Source organism: Xenorhabdus aichiensis, from assembly GCF_028598775.1.
GTDB classification, from domain to species: Bacteria; Pseudomonadota; Gammaproteobacteria; order Enterobacterales; family Enterobacteriaceae; genus Xenorhabdus; species Xenorhabdus bovienii.
This window is the reverse complement of record NZ_JAQRFO010000016.1, coordinates 24,524-41,943: the sequence shown is the minus strand read 5'-3', so window position 1 is coordinate 41,943 and position 17,420 is coordinate 24,524. Positions and strand designations below refer to the sequence as shown.

At 47.1% G+C, this 17,420-nt stretch carries 4 protein-coding genes; all 4 read left to right on the top strand.

Going from position 1 to position 17,420, the window contains the following annotated elements:
* Window positions 1-92: 92 nt before the first annotated feature.
* The 4 genes from PSI22_RS09270 (at window position 93) to tccB (ending at window position 17,420) form a co-directional block, all read left to right on the top strand.
* A complete protein-coding gene (locus tag PSI22_RS09270; protein WP_273579493.1) occupies window positions 93-4,556 on the top strand; it encodes a beta-ketoacyl synthase N-terminal-like domain-containing protein in 4,464 nt (1,487 codons plus the stop codon).
* A gap of 759 nt (window positions 4,557-5,315) precedes the next feature.
* On the top strand, window positions 5,316-8,438 hold the full coding sequence (locus PSI22_RS09265; RefSeq protein WP_273579492.1) for an autotransporter outer membrane beta-barrel domain-containing protein: 3,123 nt from the start codon (window positions 5,316-5,318) through the stop codon (window positions 8,436-8,438).
* A gap of 803 nt (window positions 8,439-9,241) precedes the next feature.
* Window positions 9,242-12,616, top strand: a complete 3,375-nt coding sequence (locus tag PSI22_RS09260; protein WP_273579491.1) for a Tc toxin subunit A — start codon at window positions 9,242-9,244, stop codon at window positions 12,614-12,616.
* A gap of 94 nt (window positions 12,617-12,710) precedes the next feature.
* Window positions 12,711-17,420, top strand: coding sequence for an insecticidal toxin complex protein TccB (gene tccB, locus PSI22_RS09255; RefSeq protein ID WP_273579490.1), 4,710 nt, complete (start codon window positions 12,711-12,713; stop codon window positions 17,418-17,420).

Here is a 17,420-nt window from a genome sequence, read left to right as displayed (position 1 = left end):
TAGATAACTATGTGACTGGGGTGAGTGAGCGTAGCCAACAGAGAGACAACTTGAAAGACGAAGGGTATAGCATTAATAGAGATTAACAAATCATGAGTCAACGAGAAAATCTGAATAATAAGTCACATCAGGATCTGACAGGCCTTGAAATAGCCATTGTTGGTGTTTCATGCCGGTTTCCAAATAGCCCAACGATTGAAAGCTTTTGGAAAAACTGTCTCGAGGGCAATGATTGTACCACCCGGTTTTCCGACGAGATTCTTGCAAAAAATGGGGTTCCCAAGCAGGATTATTCCAGCAATAACTATGTCAATGCCAAGGGCGTGATCGACAAACCTATGGCATTCGACGCGGATTTTTTTAATTACAACAAACGAGAAGCCGAGTTTCTTGAGCCTCAGATACGTAAATTGCACGAATGTGGCTTTGAAGCATTAGGTTCTGCCGGCTTGGTTCCTGCGGTTTACGCCGGTAAAGTGGGTTGTTATTTAACGGCGAGTGCACAGTTGCAATGGCAGATGGCCGCTTATGAGGAATGCGAACAAGATGGTGCAAGTCTGTTTTCGGCATTTAATTTAGTTGAGAAAGATTTTGCGGCAACGCGTTTAGCCTACAAGTTAGGCTTAACCGGGCCAGCGGTTTCATTACAAACTGCGTGTTCTTCTTCATTAACCGCCATACATATGGCGGCCCGCGCCTTGTTACTCGGTGAATGTCAAATGGCTTTGGTTGCGGCTGCGGCACTGGTAACACCAAATCAACAGGGGTATTTATATCAGGATGGTATGATCACGTCGCCAGAAGGCGTTTGCCGGCCATTTGATGAAAAGGCCAACGGCACCGTGGGCGGGGAGGGGATTGGTGCGGTTGTTCTGCAACCGTTGAAACAGGCTCTTGCAGATAAGCGTCCCATACTGGCTTTGATTAAGGGTACTGCGATAAACAATGATGGCGCGAGAAAAGTCGGTTATACCGCCCCGAGTATTGAAGGGCAGGCCGATGTCATTAGCAGTGCAATTAAAATGTCTAAAATTGATCCTGAGTCGATTTCATATATTGAGGCGCATGGCACGGCAACTAAGTTAGGTGATCCGATTGAAATTTCAGCGTTAAAGAAGGCATTTCCTGGCTGTCCAGCGAAAAGCATTGCGATAGGTTCAGTAAAATCTATTGTCGGGCATTTAGATAGCGCAGCGGGTATGGCAGGTTTAATAAAAACAGCTTTAATGTTGAAAAATAAAATGTTGTGTGCAAATCAGTATTTTACCAACCCTAATCCTCAGATAAAGCTTGAGTCATCCCCCTTTTATATCAATCAAAATAGCCAGAAATGGGTGAGTCAATCAATTAGAAGAGCGGGCGTGAGTTCTTTTGGTATTGGGGGGACTAATGCCCATATCGTGCTGGAAGAATCATTATTTCAGCCTTCAGGATCGGAATCAACGGAACGTCTGACGCTCTTACCTCTATCGGCAAAAAATGAATCAAGCTTGGCGATGATGGAAAAAGCGCTGCTTGATAGGCTGGCAGATAAAAAAGACACATTGTCTGATATCGCTTATACCCTGCAAAATGGGAGAGAGTACTTTAGCCACAGGTCAGTATTAATTTGTTCAGAAAGTCAGGGATCCTACTGTGAATCTGACTTTATCCGCGGAAAAGTGGAATACACCGGCAAGAAAATCATTTTCTTATATCCGGGGCAGGGTACACAATATCAGGGTATGGCTTATGGTCTGTATCAGCATGAAAAAACATTTAAAGATAGCATCCATCAGTGCCTGCATTTGTTACCAGAAGACCAACAAAAAGAGTTAACTGACTTTTTTATCGGCGCTTCGGAACAAAATGACGCCTCTTCCGAAATCACTCAGCTCGCGATATTTGTTGTTGAGTATGCAACAACAAGGCTGCTTGAGAGTAAAGGTTTTAAACCTTATGCCTTACTCGGACATAGTTTGGGTGAGTATGTCGCAGCAACCGTATCTGGCGTATTTTCATTAGATGATGCTCTGCATTTGGTCAGCCAGAGAGCAAGGTTAATGCAAAGAATGTCACCGGGAACGATGCTCAGCGTGCCATTGGGAATAGAAAAACTGCAAGATTACTTAGATGACACACTTGAAGTCGCAGCAATCAATGGAAGAGAATCTGTCGTGGTATCAGGTGCACCCGCGGATATTGAAAGATTGGAGTCACTGCTGCAAAACGTGGGGATTATTTGCCGAAGATTAAAGACATCGCATGCTTTCCATTCCAGAACGATTGATGAGATCCAAACGGAATACGCTGAGACATTAAGTACAATCAACTTCAGTAAACCCTACATCCCCGTCCTTTCGAACTTAACCGGGACTTGGCATAGTGAAGAAGAGATTATGCAGCCTGATTACTGGCTGTCGCATCAACGGCAGAAGGTGGATTTCTTAGGATGCTTAGAAACACTGTCTGAGTCTAATGATCTCATTTTTATTGAGGTCGGCCCTGGAAACACCTTATCCAGTTTCACCCAAAAATACTTTCAAACTAAAAACGAAAATAAACCTCTTGTTGTTAACGCACTTAGGCACCCTAAGTTGCCAGAGGATGACCAAGAATATTTTTACGGTCAACTGGCAAAAATAGGCTGCGCCAGCAATGAAATATATTGGCAAAATATCAATCAGCAAAAAGGCAATCTTATTCATTTGCCTGTATATCAATTCTCACAGACAGAATACAGTAAGATAAGAGACAGGCTTATTTCAGGCCCGAATAAAAAACGTCATTCTGTCGATCCTGACCAAAGTTCTACCTATCTGCCGAGCTGGCAACGTGAAGTTAATTTTCAAACGGAAGAGGTTAAGCAAAGCCAACGCGTTTTCTTACTTTGTCCTCGAACGGCCGAACCTAATCGTTGTACATTAGCTAAAGTATTATGGCCTGATAGCGAAGTGTTTTTTATTGATGAATTAGATAAATTAGCCTCACTCAAGATGACGACTGAATGCACTTTCGTGCTTATTCCAGAGCAAAGAGAATTCAGCACCGATCCTATTGAACATTATTTGCAATGGGTGGATAGCCTTAGAACTCTATTATCTTCGATACCTTTGCAATCCATGCGATTTATTCTCTTTACACCCGAAATTGAAAATGTATTGGGATATGAACAAGCTCTACCCGCCATTTCATTATTAAAAGGCTTGGTATGGTCTATTCCTCTTGAATACCAAAAACATCAAGCGATGCAGATAGATTTCGCTATGCAGGATTTGGCTGACAATAACAAATTGAAGGCACTAATACGGACAATTGCAAGTTCGGATAAATACCGTCAGGCTGCAATACGGCACGGTCAGTTGTGGATACCGGAATTTAAACCATTACCAGTCCATCAATTAGTTCATGTTAATAAATGCCATGAATTAAATGTGGGTGGCTTAGTATTCATTAGCGGCGGGTTAGGTGGAATAGGTTTAAAGATGGCAGAATCTTTGGCCGACCAATATAAAGCACGTCTGGTTTTAGCCTCTCGCTCTGAATTTCCTGGCAGATCTGAGTGGGAAGTCATTAAAAATGACCCAACCAAAGTGGAAATGGCTGGCAAGATCGCGAGCATTGAGAGGGTAGAACAACTTGGGGGTGAAGTTCACATCCATCAAGTTGATGTTTCCTGTAAAACAGCCCTTCATGCGCTGCTCACCGCTATTGAGAGCGAATTAGGGACGTTTAGCATGGTGATTCATTCCGCAGGTTCTGATGCCGGAGCATTAATCATGCAACCCGATCTCGCTCTTCACCGCGAGATAATGGCTGCGAAAGTCACAGGTGCAGACAATCTCATCTCTTATTTTAGAGATAAGGATCTCCGTTCTATGCTGTTTTGCTCTTCTTTACTGTCATATCACGGAGCGTCAGGACAATCGGCTTATGTGGCGGCGAATGCCTATCTAGATGCGCTTACAGATAATCAGGAATCTCCTTTTAGAATCCATTCAATCGCTTGGGATCGATGGTTAGAAGTTGGGATGGCCGCTAAGAATATTCAAGATAGCAACGAAACTGTGGGTTTGACCAATCAAGAGGGTCAGGCGCTATTTCTTCAGGCAATAGCTTATTACCCTGAAAGAATGGCGGTGTCCGTGTTGCCTATAAACAAGCGATTGCAGGAAAGCGAACGTTCAAAAGTACGGATTAAAAGCGGCCCCGCAGAGAAGGTAATTTCAGAGGCTAAGACATCAGTAAAACAAACAATCTTAGAGGTATTGAAACATCAATTGGGTTTATCCGAAATTGATGAGCGTGCCAGATTCTTCGATTTAGGGGCGACATCACTCGATATAGTTCAAATCAATGAAAGACTAAAGCAAAAATTAAATGCCGATATTCCGATTGCTATGATGTTTACCTACAGCTCGGTGATTAAACTTGAAGGGGCATTGCGGCCTGTACTCAACAAAGAGGACTATTTATCGGAAGATAAAATAGACGACCTGCAATCTGGGGGAAGAAATCTGGCTAAAAATCGGATGAATAAACGACTTAAAAGACAGGTTCCATTGAAGAACGAATAAATTCAGTTGCTGTTCCTAATTGTTCGTTGCCTTGAAGTAGGCATCCTCGCCCTTTAACCGTAGTGATAAGCCCGTCAGAATGGCGGGCACGCTTCCACGTTGTAAGCCGCACACAGGCCATACTTGCGATTAAAAGCCGGCGTAACACTGCACTGGTATTGCGTTGCAACTATGGCTCCACATCATGACCCGCCCCTCTTCTCTGCTGTTTGGTCAGTTGAATCAAATGGGGGAGATACTCTCTCGCATCACCCTAATCACCCAGAACAACTTTCCTACAGAAAAGGTGACATAAGACTACTATTTGTTAATGGTAAGTTAAAATATATGTATAAAAATGGATAACAGATTGTGGCATGTTATTAAGCATCATCGGCAGTGCCGATGAAATGTATTCAAGGCAGTCAATGTCGCGGTTTTTGATCTTTATTCAGGTATTCAAATTATTTATACGGAATCTGTGAAAAGGATAGAGTCGTTGATTAAACCCATTTTATTTGGGCAATAGCGTCAATAACCCATATTCCTTTTTACCGTTTTAGCCTGCTCCTGCTTTCAGGAAACGATCCCCGCGATGGCGTTAACCCGTCAACGTTAACACAGGTTACGACCTGTACTTAGCCAGAAAATATTAGATAAAACTCCGCGGTATTGTCCGTGGTCAACCGTTTTTCCTGTGAAAAAACCGGTCGCTGGCGGCTGCCTTGTACATGGCTCATCAATGATATTTTTGCAAACTAACAATGGATGGTAACTGAGATGAATAAGCGATACAGAATATTCCAGCAGACTCCGGTTGCTGGGTGTTTGCCGGTCAAAACCCAGCCACGTGTCCTTTGCCGCGCCGTGGCCTGCTGTCTGGCTGCCGTCAGCGCCAGTGCATTTGCGGGGAGTTATAATGATCCTGGTCAGTTAAATAATCCTGCCAGCTGGCGCACCAGTGAATTCCGTGCTGACTGGGGGCTTGGCGCTATTCATGCTGAGGAGGCTTATGCCCGCGGCTACACCGGTAAGGGGATCAAACTAGGAATATTCGATCAGCCGGTTTATGCCAAGCACCCTGAATTTATGAGCCCGGATAAGGTGATCACCCTTGTCACCTCGGGGATCCGTGAATATACCGATCCCTATATTAAAGTGAAAAAAGGGGATAAATTTGATTACGATGGCACACCGACCATAGGTTCATCCGGTAAGCTGGGGGCGCACGGCACTCACGTTGGCGGTACCGCGGCCGGTATCCGGGATGGCGAGAAGATGCATGGTGTGGCCTATAATGCACAAATCATCAGTGCCGACAATGGCGATCCTGGCCCTGAAGACGGTATCGTTTTAGGTAACGATGGCGGCGTGTATCAGGCCGGCTGGAATGCGTTGATCGGGAGTGGCGCCCGTATTATTAACAACAGTTGGGCGATTGGTATTGCCAAAGAGTTTACAGTGGGAGGGTATGACCCAGCCTATCCGCACTTTACTGTAGCAGACGCCCAGAAGCAGTTTGATGAAATTAAATTGATTCTGGGGACAAAACCGGGTGGTGCGTATCAGGGCGCAATTGATGCCGCACGTGGAGGGATTGTGACGATTTTTGCTGCCGGTAACGATAGCAATCTGAATAACCCGGATGCCATGTCTGGTCTGGCTTGGTTTGTCCCGGAGATCGCACCGAACTGGCTGACGGTTGCCAGCTTGCAGCAGGATCTTAAGAGCACTAACAGCGTACCTTATTCCATCAGTTATTTTTCCTCTCGATGCGGCTATACCGCCAGTTTATGTGTCAGCGCGCCCGGCAGTCAGATTTACAGCGCAATTATCAGTGGAACTGGCATGGATAATCTGACGACAGGCTACGCTAACTACAACGGGACTTCTATGGCCGCTCCTCATGCTGCCGGTAGTATTGCCGTGTTGATGGAACGTTTCCCGTACATGACGGGTACTCAGATCGCATCCGTGCTTCGTACCACCGCCACCGACATGGGTGAACCGGGTATCGATGCGCTTTACGGCTGGGGAATGATTAATCTCGGCAAAGCGATACACGGCCCCGGTATGTTCTATACCGCAGAAGACATTCCACAGGCTTTCCGTATCCCTGATCCTGACGGTGTGGCCTATGGCAGTAGCCAGTTTATTGCGGATATTTCCGGTATTGGGACTGTACTCGATAAAGGCAAACCGACCGAGCGTATCTGCGATAGCCAGCAGTGTGCGCAGGATACGTGGAGCAATGATATCAGTGGTCACGGTGGGCTCACCAAGCAGGGGAGCGGAGCGCTTATTCTTACCGGTCAGAACACCTATTCAGGGCCAACGTTGGTCAGACAGGGGCTATTAGGTATCAGCGGTGAACTGACTTCCTCAGTCTCAGTACTGGAGAGCGGCGTTCTCGGTGGTAATGGCACTATCGGCGCACTCAGTGTGCAACGCGGTGGTACGGTTGCACCGGGTAACTCTATCGGCACTCTCAACGTGTCCCGCGACGTTGCTTTTGAACCCGGTTCTCATTACGCCGTTGAAATCGCTGCTGACGGACGCAGTGATCATATTCAGGCGGCTGGCAGTGCACAGCTTCGCGGCGGTGACGTTTCCGTTTCCCTCGAAAACAGCGCTAATCTTCTTTCCCGCGATGAGGTACGCAGTTTAATTGGTCAACAGTACCGTATCCTCAGCGCAAAACAGGGCATCAACGGCCGTTTTGATCAGGTCGCACCGAACTACTCCTTTCTTGATACCAGCCTGTCGTATCAGCCTGCTGAGGTCACGCTCCATGTCGGGCGTAATAATACCGCTTTTGCGGATGTGGCTAAAACGCCAAACGAGCGCGCTGTGGCCGCTGCGGCGGATACGCTCAGTGTTGGTAATCCGGTTTACGAGAGTATCCTGAGCTTTACTTCTGCGGATCAAGCTCGTCAGGCCTTCAGCCGGCTTGATGGGCAGGTCCATGCTGATATTGCCTCCTCGCTGGTCAATGACAGCCGTTATCTGCGTGATACTCTGAATACTCGTCTAAGCCAGACCGAAGGCCGTGCTTCATCGTCCGATATCCGCGAAGATGATAACGGTGCATGGGCGCGTCTGCTCGGTGCATGGAATCACGCCTCGGGTACGAATAACAGTACGGGTTATCAGGCTTCCACTTACGGCGTACTGCTCGGATTTGATGCGCCTACTGATGCTTACAGCCGCCTGGGTATCGCGACCGGCTACACCCGTACCTCCCTTGATGGTGGCTACGACTCCAATGCTGACAGCAATAACTATCACCTCGCCCTCTATGGTGACCGTCAGTTCGGTGATCTGGCACTGCGTGCCGGCGGTGGATACACTTGGCACCGCATTGACACCCATCGTTCCGTCAGCTACGGCAGCCAGTTTGATAGCCAGAATGCTAAATACAGTGGCCGCACGGCACAGTTGTTCGCAGAAGCTGCGTACAATCTGCCCACCGGATCGGTTAACTTTGAGCCATTCGTGAATCTCGCCTATGTCGGCTTCCGTAATGATGGCATTAACGAGAATGGTGCGGCAGCGGCGCTCCACGGTGATAAACAGCACTCCGAGGCCAAGCTCTCCACGCTGGGGCTGCGTGCGAACCACAGTTGGCAGGCAATGGGAGGAACTTCGGTTGCTCTACAGGGTGAATTAGGCTGGCAGCATCAGTATGGTGATCGTGAACGGGCTACCAGCCTGGCGTTTCGCGGCAGTGACACCAGTTTTGTGACCCGCAGTGTTCCGGTCTCTCGCGATGGCATGGTGCTGAAGGCTAACGCGGAGATGACAGCCAGTGATAACGTGTCATTGACTCTGGGTTACAGCGGATTGCTATCCAGTAGCCATCAGGATAACAGCGTTCACGCAGGCTTTAACTGGCGGTTCTGATGATGAGTGGGACAAGTTATGGGAAGACTGTGTCGATATTGATATTGTGGCCGCATCAATAGCCTGTCTGCAACTGCTCCTACTGGGATGGAACAGTCAATTAGGTTCAGTAATTTTATCTAAAGCGTTTCATATGAAACGCTTTTTTATTTGTTATTCCCGTAGGGCTTATTGTGAATGACTCAACGGTTATGGGATACGTGCCAGTTAGGGTGATGTTGGTGCCTGTTACATTCTGTAAATAATGTATTATTCTGGATGTTAAGAGAAAACTTTCTGAGTCATCTGTTTTTTGATATGAGTATAAAAAGTGTTCTTTGATTAGACTCTAATAAAATGTTAGAAGATATACAGATATTGGATTTTGATGAATCAAGTAGCTTAAATGTGCTATTTATTCAGGTTATAATAGATTTTTTAACTGCTTTTTCTCACCACTGATGTTTTATGTTGTAGATATTGCCGACATGTTGGGGATTACCCTCAGTCAGGATGAAGATATTAAAGAAATAACATTTATCAAAATATTCATTTAATGTATTAAAAATAAATTTTTTTATTTTTATTTTTATTTTGTGGGTAATTTTTTATTAATTTCATTAAATAAAGATCTTATTTATTACATAATTTTTTTATTATGCTTTAGCGTCGTGCATTAAGTGGTTTTGACAAATTCAATATCGGGTGCACCGATAAGTGTATGCAATTCAGAACACTTTTGGGCACACAACAGCAATGACTGATTTGCACTATAGGCATGACGAAACCTGTTATTCATAATAAATCTCAATTCAGGAGTTCGTATGAATCAACCCACCAGCCCCCTGATTTCCCGCACCGAAGCGATCTACAACCTGCCCGGTAAATTAACTAGCCTTGGTTATACTTCAGTATTTGATGTGGTACGCATACCGCGTGAGCGTTTTATTCGTCAACATCGTGCCGCTCTAGGGCGCAGCGCTGAAAAAATGTATGACTTGGCGGTGGGCTATGCTCATCAGGTGCGACACCACTTTCGCTACAATCCTCTTAGCCGGGCTGTTCAGGTTAGCTTGAGAAGTCCGTTCTCTGTGTCAGGTCCGGATTACTCCAATCAGTTTCTTGATGCAAACACTGGTTGGAAAGATAAAGCACCTAGTGGGTCACCAGAAGCCAACGATGCGCCGGTAGCTTATCTGACTCATATTTATCAATTGGCCCTTGAACAGGAAAAGAGTGGTGCTAGCGCCATTATGAATACGCTGGCGGAGCGCCGACCTGATATCGGGACTTTGTTGATTAATGATAAAGCAATCAATGAGGTGATACCGCAATTACAATTGGTCAATGAAATTCTGTCCAAAGCCATTCAGAAGAAACTGAGTTTGACTGATCTGGAAGCGGTAAACGCCAAACTTTCCACTACCCGTTACCCGAATAATTTGCCATATCATTATGGTCATCAGCAGATTCAGACAGCTCAGTCGGTATTGGGTACCACGTTGCAAGATATCACTTTGCCACAGACGCTGGATCTGCCGCAAAACTTCTGGGCAACAGCAGCAGGAAAATTGAGTAATGCGACTGCCGGTGCTTTGACTCGACTGCAAATCATGGCGAGTCAGCTTTCGCCAGAGCAGCAGAAAATCATTACGGAAACTGTCGGTAAGGATTTCTATCAACTAAATTATGGTGACAGTTCGCTTACCGTGAACAGTTTCAGTGACATGACCGTATTGACTGGCCGAACGAATCTGATTGTTCCTCAGGTAGAACAGATGTTGTGTTCAACCGTCGGAGATTCTACGGTTATCAAGTCTGGTAATGTGAGTGCTGGTGACATGATAGCGATACCATTTGCCTACGGCGCCCGCTTTATTCATGCTGGCAAGCCGGAGACTATTACCCTGAGTCGCAGTGGAGAAGAGGCTTATTTTGCCTTGACGGTCAACAATCTGACAAATGACAAATTGGACCGTATCAATCGTATGGTGCGTCTGCAAAAATGGTTGAATCTGCCCTATGAGGATATTGACCTGTTGGTGACTTCTGCTATGGATGCAGAAACAGTAAATACTGAGCTGTTGATGAATGACAATACGCTGCGTATGTTAGGGGTGTTCAAACATTATCAGGCGAAGTACGGTGTTACCGCCAAACAATTTGCTGGCTGGCTGCGCGTGGTGGCCCCGTTTGCCATTACACCAGCACCACCATTCTTAGATCAGGTGTTTAACTCCGTCGGCACCTTTGATACACCGTTTGTGATAGATAATCAGGATTTTGTCTATACATTGACCACCGGGGGCGATGGGGCGTGTGTTAAGCATATCAGCACGGCACTGGGCCTTAATCATCGTCAGTTCCTGTTATTGGCGGATAATATTACCCGTCAGCAGGGGAATGTCACGCTAAGTACTCTCAACTGTAATCTGTTTGTGGTATCGGCGTTTTACCGCTTGGCTAATCTGGCGCGCACATTGGGGATAAATCCAGAGGCTTTCTGTGCGTTGGCTGACCGATTAGATGCAGGCACAGGCATCGTCTGGCAGCAACTGGCAGGAAAACCGACAATCACAGCACCGAAAAAAGATTCTCCGCTGGCGGCGGATATCCTTAGCCTGTTACAAGCGTTGAGTATGCTGGCACAGTGGGGGGGGCAGCATGATTTGCCATTTAGTACTCAGCAATTGTTATTGTCAGATGAAAGGTCAGTGGCACTGCCTGAAGCGGGTAGTTATGGCACGATTTCTGATCCAGGTCAGATGGAACGTGTTTCCATTGGCTGGAAAGATCTGACCTATGACGCTAAGTCCGGTGAGTTGACTCTGACGCAGCAAATTGCATTTCGCGGAGGGAGTAAAAAGAGTGGGATTTCAGAGTTCCATTATCCTCTGTCATCAGGCTTAAGCTTAAATGGTAAAATGAGTTGGACGGGGGATGCACCAAAGGGTGTTACGCTCAATGATAATCATTATGGTACCTCTTCAGATACTCCTTTCAGTTGGCCGGATACTTGGCTATATCTCAGCACGACTAACACCTACATTCTGAATATTCCGCTTAAAGGGACTTTTAAAGATCTATCGGTGCTGAATACTTTGATCTCAAAAATCAAAATTCATACTTATGATCATACTACGATCCTTACTTTCTCCCAAGGTGCTATCCTGGTTAATAACTTTGTCTCTATCGCTCAAGGCACTGACGATCAATTGAATTTTATCCGTCAGGTGTGGCAGAACTTGGGCAGTACATTTGTGGATGCAACATTGTTATCCCGTAGTGGTGCACCATTAGTTGATACCAACGGTCATGCCATTGACTGGTTTGCTCTGCTCTCGGCAGGTAATAGCCCGCTTATCGATAAGGTTGGCCTGGTGACTGATGCTAGCACACAAAGTGCCATAGCAACGGTGGTCAATATACAAAGCTTATCTGATGAAGATAAGAGGCAGGCAGTCACTACTCTGACGAATACGTTAAATCAAGCGCAGAAAACTCAGCAAGGCGTGGCTGTCAGTCTGTTGGCGCAAACTCTGAACGTGAGTCAGTCACTGCCTGCGTTGTTGTTGCGTTGGTGTGGAAAAAATATCTATCAGTGGTTGAGTGCGACTTGGGCATTGAAGGAGACCGTTGAGACCGCAGCTGATATTCCCGCTGACTATTTGGGCCTATTGCGTGAAGTGGTACGCCGTTCCTTGTTAACCCAACAATTCACGTTGAGTCCAGCGATGGTGCAAACCTTGCTGGACTATCCCTTCTGGTTTGGCGCTTCCGCAGAAACAGTGACCGATATCAATTTGTGGATGCTCTATACCTTAAGCCGTTACAGCGATCTACTGTTCCAAGTGGGTAAAGCCGGTGGTGGGTTGGAAGATGATGTGTTGGCCTACTTACGCACAGCTAATGCTGCTGCATCGTTGAGTCAGGCTGATGCTGCACAAACGTTAGCAACTCTGTTGGGTTGGGAGGCTAATGAGTTGCAAGCCGCTTGGTCAGTATTAGGTGGAATTGCTAAAACCACTCCGCAACTGGATACGCTTCTGCGTCTGCAACAGGTACAGAACCAGACGGGCCTTGGTGTTACACAGCAACAGCAAGGCTATCTCCTGAGTCGTGGCAGTGATTATACCCTTTGGCAAAGCATCGGTCAGGCGCTGGTAGCTGGTGTATCCCATGTCAAGGGTAGTAACTGAGCATGGCAGAAGCTCACTACCTGAGTGGGTTTGATTTTTCCGGATGGCCCAATCGGGCTGTTTCTAAACCGCCACTTAAGTAAGGCAGATAATGATGTTATCGACAATGGAAAAACAACTGAATGAATCCCAGCGTGATGCGCTGGTGACCGGCTATATGAATTTTGTGGCACCTACCCTGAAAGGTGTCAATGGCCAGCCAGTGACGGTGGAAGACTTGTACGAATACTTGCTGATTGACCCGGAAGTGGCTGATGAGGTTGAGACGAGTCGGGTAGCACAAGCGATTGCCAGTATACAACAATATATGACCCGTCTGGTCAATGGCTCTGAACCGGGGCGTCAGGCGATAGAGCCTTCTACCGCTAACGAATGGCGTGACAATGATAACCAATATGCTATTTGGGCAGCCGGTGCAGAAGTACAAAATTACGCTGAAAACTACATTTCCCCCATCACCCGGCAGGAAAAAAGCCATTATTTCTCAGAGCTGGAGACGACGTTAAATCAGAACCAACTCGATCCTGACCGGGTGCAGGATGCTGCCTTGGCATACCTCAATGAGTTTGAAGCGGTGAGTAATCTGTATGTACTGAGTGGTTATATTAATCAGGATAAATTTGACCAGGCCATCTATTACTTTATCGGTCGCACTACCACTAAACCGTATCGGTACTACTGGCGTCAGATGGACTTGAGTAAAAACCGTCAGGACCATGCGGGAAACCCGGTAACGCCGAATTGTTGGAATGACTGGCAGGAAATCACCTTGCCCCTGTCGGGTGATACGGTACTGGAGCATACAGTACGTCCGGTGTTTTATAACGATCGGTTGTATGTGGCTTGGGTTGAGCGTGATCCGGCGGTACAGAAGGACACTGCCGGCAAAAATATCGGTAATACGCATGCCTACAGTATAAAGTTTGGTTATAAACGTTACGATGATACCTGGACGGCACCCAATACCACCACGTTGATGACGCAGCAAGCAGGGGAAAGCTCAGAAACTCTGCGTTCTAGTCTGCTGGTTGATGAATCGAGTATTACACTGCAGCAGGTCAACCTGCTAGCAACCACCGATTTTAGTATTGACCCGACGGACAAAACGGATAGCAATCCGTATGGTCGCCTGATGTTAGGGGTATTCGTGCGCAATTTTACGGGAAACCCATACCAGAATCGCCCTACTGTGTACGGTTACTTGTATTGTGACTCAGCCTTCAATAGCCATACTCTCAAGTCGTTAAGTAAGAACTTTTTATTTGGTACTTATCGTGATGAAGCAAATGATCAGAACTGTTTGCAATTTGCGGTGTACGATAAAAAGTATGTGATTACTAAGGTTGAACCGGGCAAGCCAACAGAAGATTCTGAAGGTACCGTTTGGGCAAATAAAATTGATGACTTGAAGCAGGGTACCACAGGCGCTTATGTATATATCGATGATGACGGCCTAACACTCCATATCCAAACCACGACCAATGGGGATTTTGTTAATCGCCATACGTTTGGGTATGCTGACAGAGAAAGCGATTCTAAGTCTGGTTATGGTTTTTCTTGGTCAGGGGATGAAGGTTTTTATCTGGATTACCATGATGGAAATTATTACACCTTTCATAATGCAATGATCGCCTATTTTCCTGCCGGATATGGTGGTGGATCTGTTCCTAATGGAACATGGGCGTTAGAGCAAAGGTGTGATGAGGGATGGGCTATTACCCCCCTGCTCCAGCCTGAGACTCTCCATACTGTTACTGTGAAGGGCGGTTATATCGCTTGGGAAGGGACAACACCTACCAGTGTTAATCTGTATATTCCAGACGGTACCGTGTTGCTAGATTGGTGTGATAAAATAAATTTTGCTATTGGTCTTAATAAGCTTGAATCTGTATTTACATCCCCAGATTGGCCAACACTAACCACTATCAAAAATTTCAGTAAAATCGCAGATAACCGCAAATTCTATCAGGAAATCAATGCTAAGAAGGCGGATGGGGCCGATCTGTCTGGCGACATTGACGAAAGTAAGAAAACTTTCCAACTTGCCAGCGGTGCGGCTTATTCTAAGACTTATACCCTGTCCGAGGCGGATTTCTCCATTGATCCGAATAAAAACTATCTACAGGTTTGTTTGAGTGTTATGTGGGATCATTATGATCGTCCGTCAGGAAAACAAAGGGGCTCTTCCAAGGTCAGTAAGTGGTTCAATGTCTATGTTGCGTTGCAGGATAGTAAGGCACCGGAAACTAGTCCGCAGTTAAAATCTCGCTACGATAGTAAACGCGGTCTGGTGCAATATCTGGATTTCAATAACAACAATCTGCCAGCTAAAACTCGCCTTAATACTACCTTTGTGCGTACCTTGATTGAGAAGGCTAATCTGGGGCTGGATATCTTGCTGGATTACACCTTGCAGGCGAATTCTTCTCTGGAGGCAGATCTGGTCACTGACGGTAAGGGTGAGCCAATGGACTTTAACGGTTCAAATGGTCTCTACTTCTGGGAGCTGTTTTTCCACCTGCCGTTCTTGGTCGCTTCACGTTTTGCCAGCGAACAGCAGCTCTCACTGGCACAGAAGTGGTTGCATTATATCTTTGATCCGGCGATGAAAAACAAACCGAACAACGCCCCGGCTTACTGGAATGTACGTCCACTGGTTGAAGGACACAGCGATCTGTCACGGCATTTGGGCGACCCTATTGATCCAGACACGCAGGCTTACGCTCATCCCGTGATATATCAGAAAGCGGTGTTTATCGCCTATGTCAGCAACCTGATTGCTCAGGGAGATATGTGGTATCGCCAGTTGACTCGTGATGGTCTGACTCAGGCTCGGGTCTATTATAATCTGGCGGCTGAATTGCTGGGGTCTCGTCCGGATGTGTCGTTGAGTAGTACCTGGACGCCTCAAACCCTTGATACCCTGGCCACCGGGCGGAAAACTGCCTTACGTGACTTCGAACATCAACTGGGTAACAGTAATACTGCCTTGCCCGCATTGCCGGGCCGCAATGTCAGTTACTTGAAACTGGCAGATAATGGTTACTTTAATGAACCGCTCAATGTTCTGATGTTGTCCCACTGGGATACGTTGGATGCACGGCTATACAATCTGCGTCATAACCTGACCGTTGATGGTAAGCCACTTTCCCTGCCGTTGTATGCTGCGCCTGCTGATCCGGTAGCGCTGCTGGCTCAGCGTGCTCAGTCCGGCACCTTGGCTAGTGGTGTCAGCGGCGCAATGCTGACGGTGCCACCGTACCGTTTCAGTGCTGTGTTGCCGCGTGCTTACAGCGCAGTGGGTACGTTGACCAGTTTTGGTCAGAACCTGCTTAGCCTGTTGGAGCGTAGCGAACGGGCCGGTCAAGAAGAGTTGGCGCAACAGCAACTGTTAGATATGTCCAGCTATGCCATCACGTTGCAACAACAGGCGCTGGATGGATTGGCGGCGGACCGTCTGGCTCTGTTGGCTAGTCAGGCTACGGCGCAACAGCGTCATGACCATTATTACACTCTGTATCAAAACAACATCTCCAGTGCGGAACAACTGGTGATGGATACCCAAACGTCAGCACAATCTCTGATTGCTTCTTCCACCGGTGTACAGACTGCCAGTGGGGCACTGAAAGTGCTCCCGAATATCTTTGGCTTAGCTGATGGCGGCATGCGTTATGAAGGGGTAACTGAAGCGGTTGCCATCGGGCTGATGACCGCCGGGCAGGCCACCAGCGTGGTAGCCGAGCGTCTGGCCACTACGGAGAACTACCGCCGCCGCCGTGAAGAGTGGCAAATCCAGTACCAGCAGGCGCAATCTGAGGTGGAGGCATTAACTAAACAACTGGATGCACTGGTGGTGCGTGAGAAGGCAGCCCAAACTTCACTGCAACAGGCGAAAGCGCAGCAGGCACAAATTCGAACCATGCTGACTTACCTGACGACTCGTTTTACCCAGGCAACGTTGTATCAGTGGCTGAGTGGTCAACTGGCCGCGCTGTACTACCAGGCGTACGACGCGGTGGTCTCCTTGTGCTTATCCGCCCAAGCTTGCTGGCAGTATGAATTGGGTGACTACGCCGCCACTTTTATCCAGACCGGTACTTGGAATGATCACTATCGCGGATTGCAAGTGGGTGAGACGCTACAACTTAACCTGCACCAGATGGAAGCGGCGTATTTAGCGCGTCATGAGCGCCGTCTTAATGTGATCCGTACTGTGTCACTCAAGACTTTGTTGGGTGACAGTGCTTTCGGTAAGCTGAAAACTGAGGGCAAAGTCGATTTTACGTTAAGTGAAAAGCTGTTTGACAACGATTATCCGGGACATTACTTGCGCCAGATTAAAACCGTGTCAGTGACACTGCCGACGTTGATCGGGCCGTATCAAAACGTGAAAGCAACGCTCACTCAGACCAGCAGCAGTACACTGTTATCAGCCGATATCAATGGGGTTAAATACCTCAATGATCCGACAGATAAAGCGGGGGATACCAGCCATATTGTCACCAATCTGCGTGCCAGCCAGCAGGTGGCGCTCTCTTCCGGCATGAATGATACCGGTAGCTTTGAGTTGCGTTTGGACGATGAGCGTTATTTGTCGTTTGAAGGCACGGGCGCGGTTTCTAAGTGGACACTTAGCTTTCCGCGTGCTGTGGATAAAAAAGTGGAAGCGAAGACTTTGGCCGCAGATCCCATGCAGGCATTGCTGTTGGCTAACCTTAACGATGTGTTGGTACAGGTACACTACACCGCTTGCGACGGTGGTGCCAGCTTTGCCAATGCTGTCGAAGCGACTTTAGCTGGTTGA

Coding starts and splice junctions, on each gene's coding strand:
- PSI22_RS09265 (WP_273579492.1), top strand. CDS start 5,316: ATGAATAAGCGATACAGAATATTCCAGCAGACTCCGGTTGCTGGGTGT.
- tccB (WP_273579490.1), top strand. CDS start 12,711: ATGTTATCGACAATGGAAAAACAACTGAATGAATCCCAGCGTGATGCG.
- PSI22_RS09270 (WP_273579493.1), top strand. CDS start 93: ATGAGTCAACGAGAAAATCTGAATAATAAGTCACATCAGGATCTGACA.
- PSI22_RS09260 (WP_273579491.1), top strand. CDS start 9,242: ATGAATCAACCCACCAGCCCCCTGATTTCCCGCACCGAAGCGATCTAC.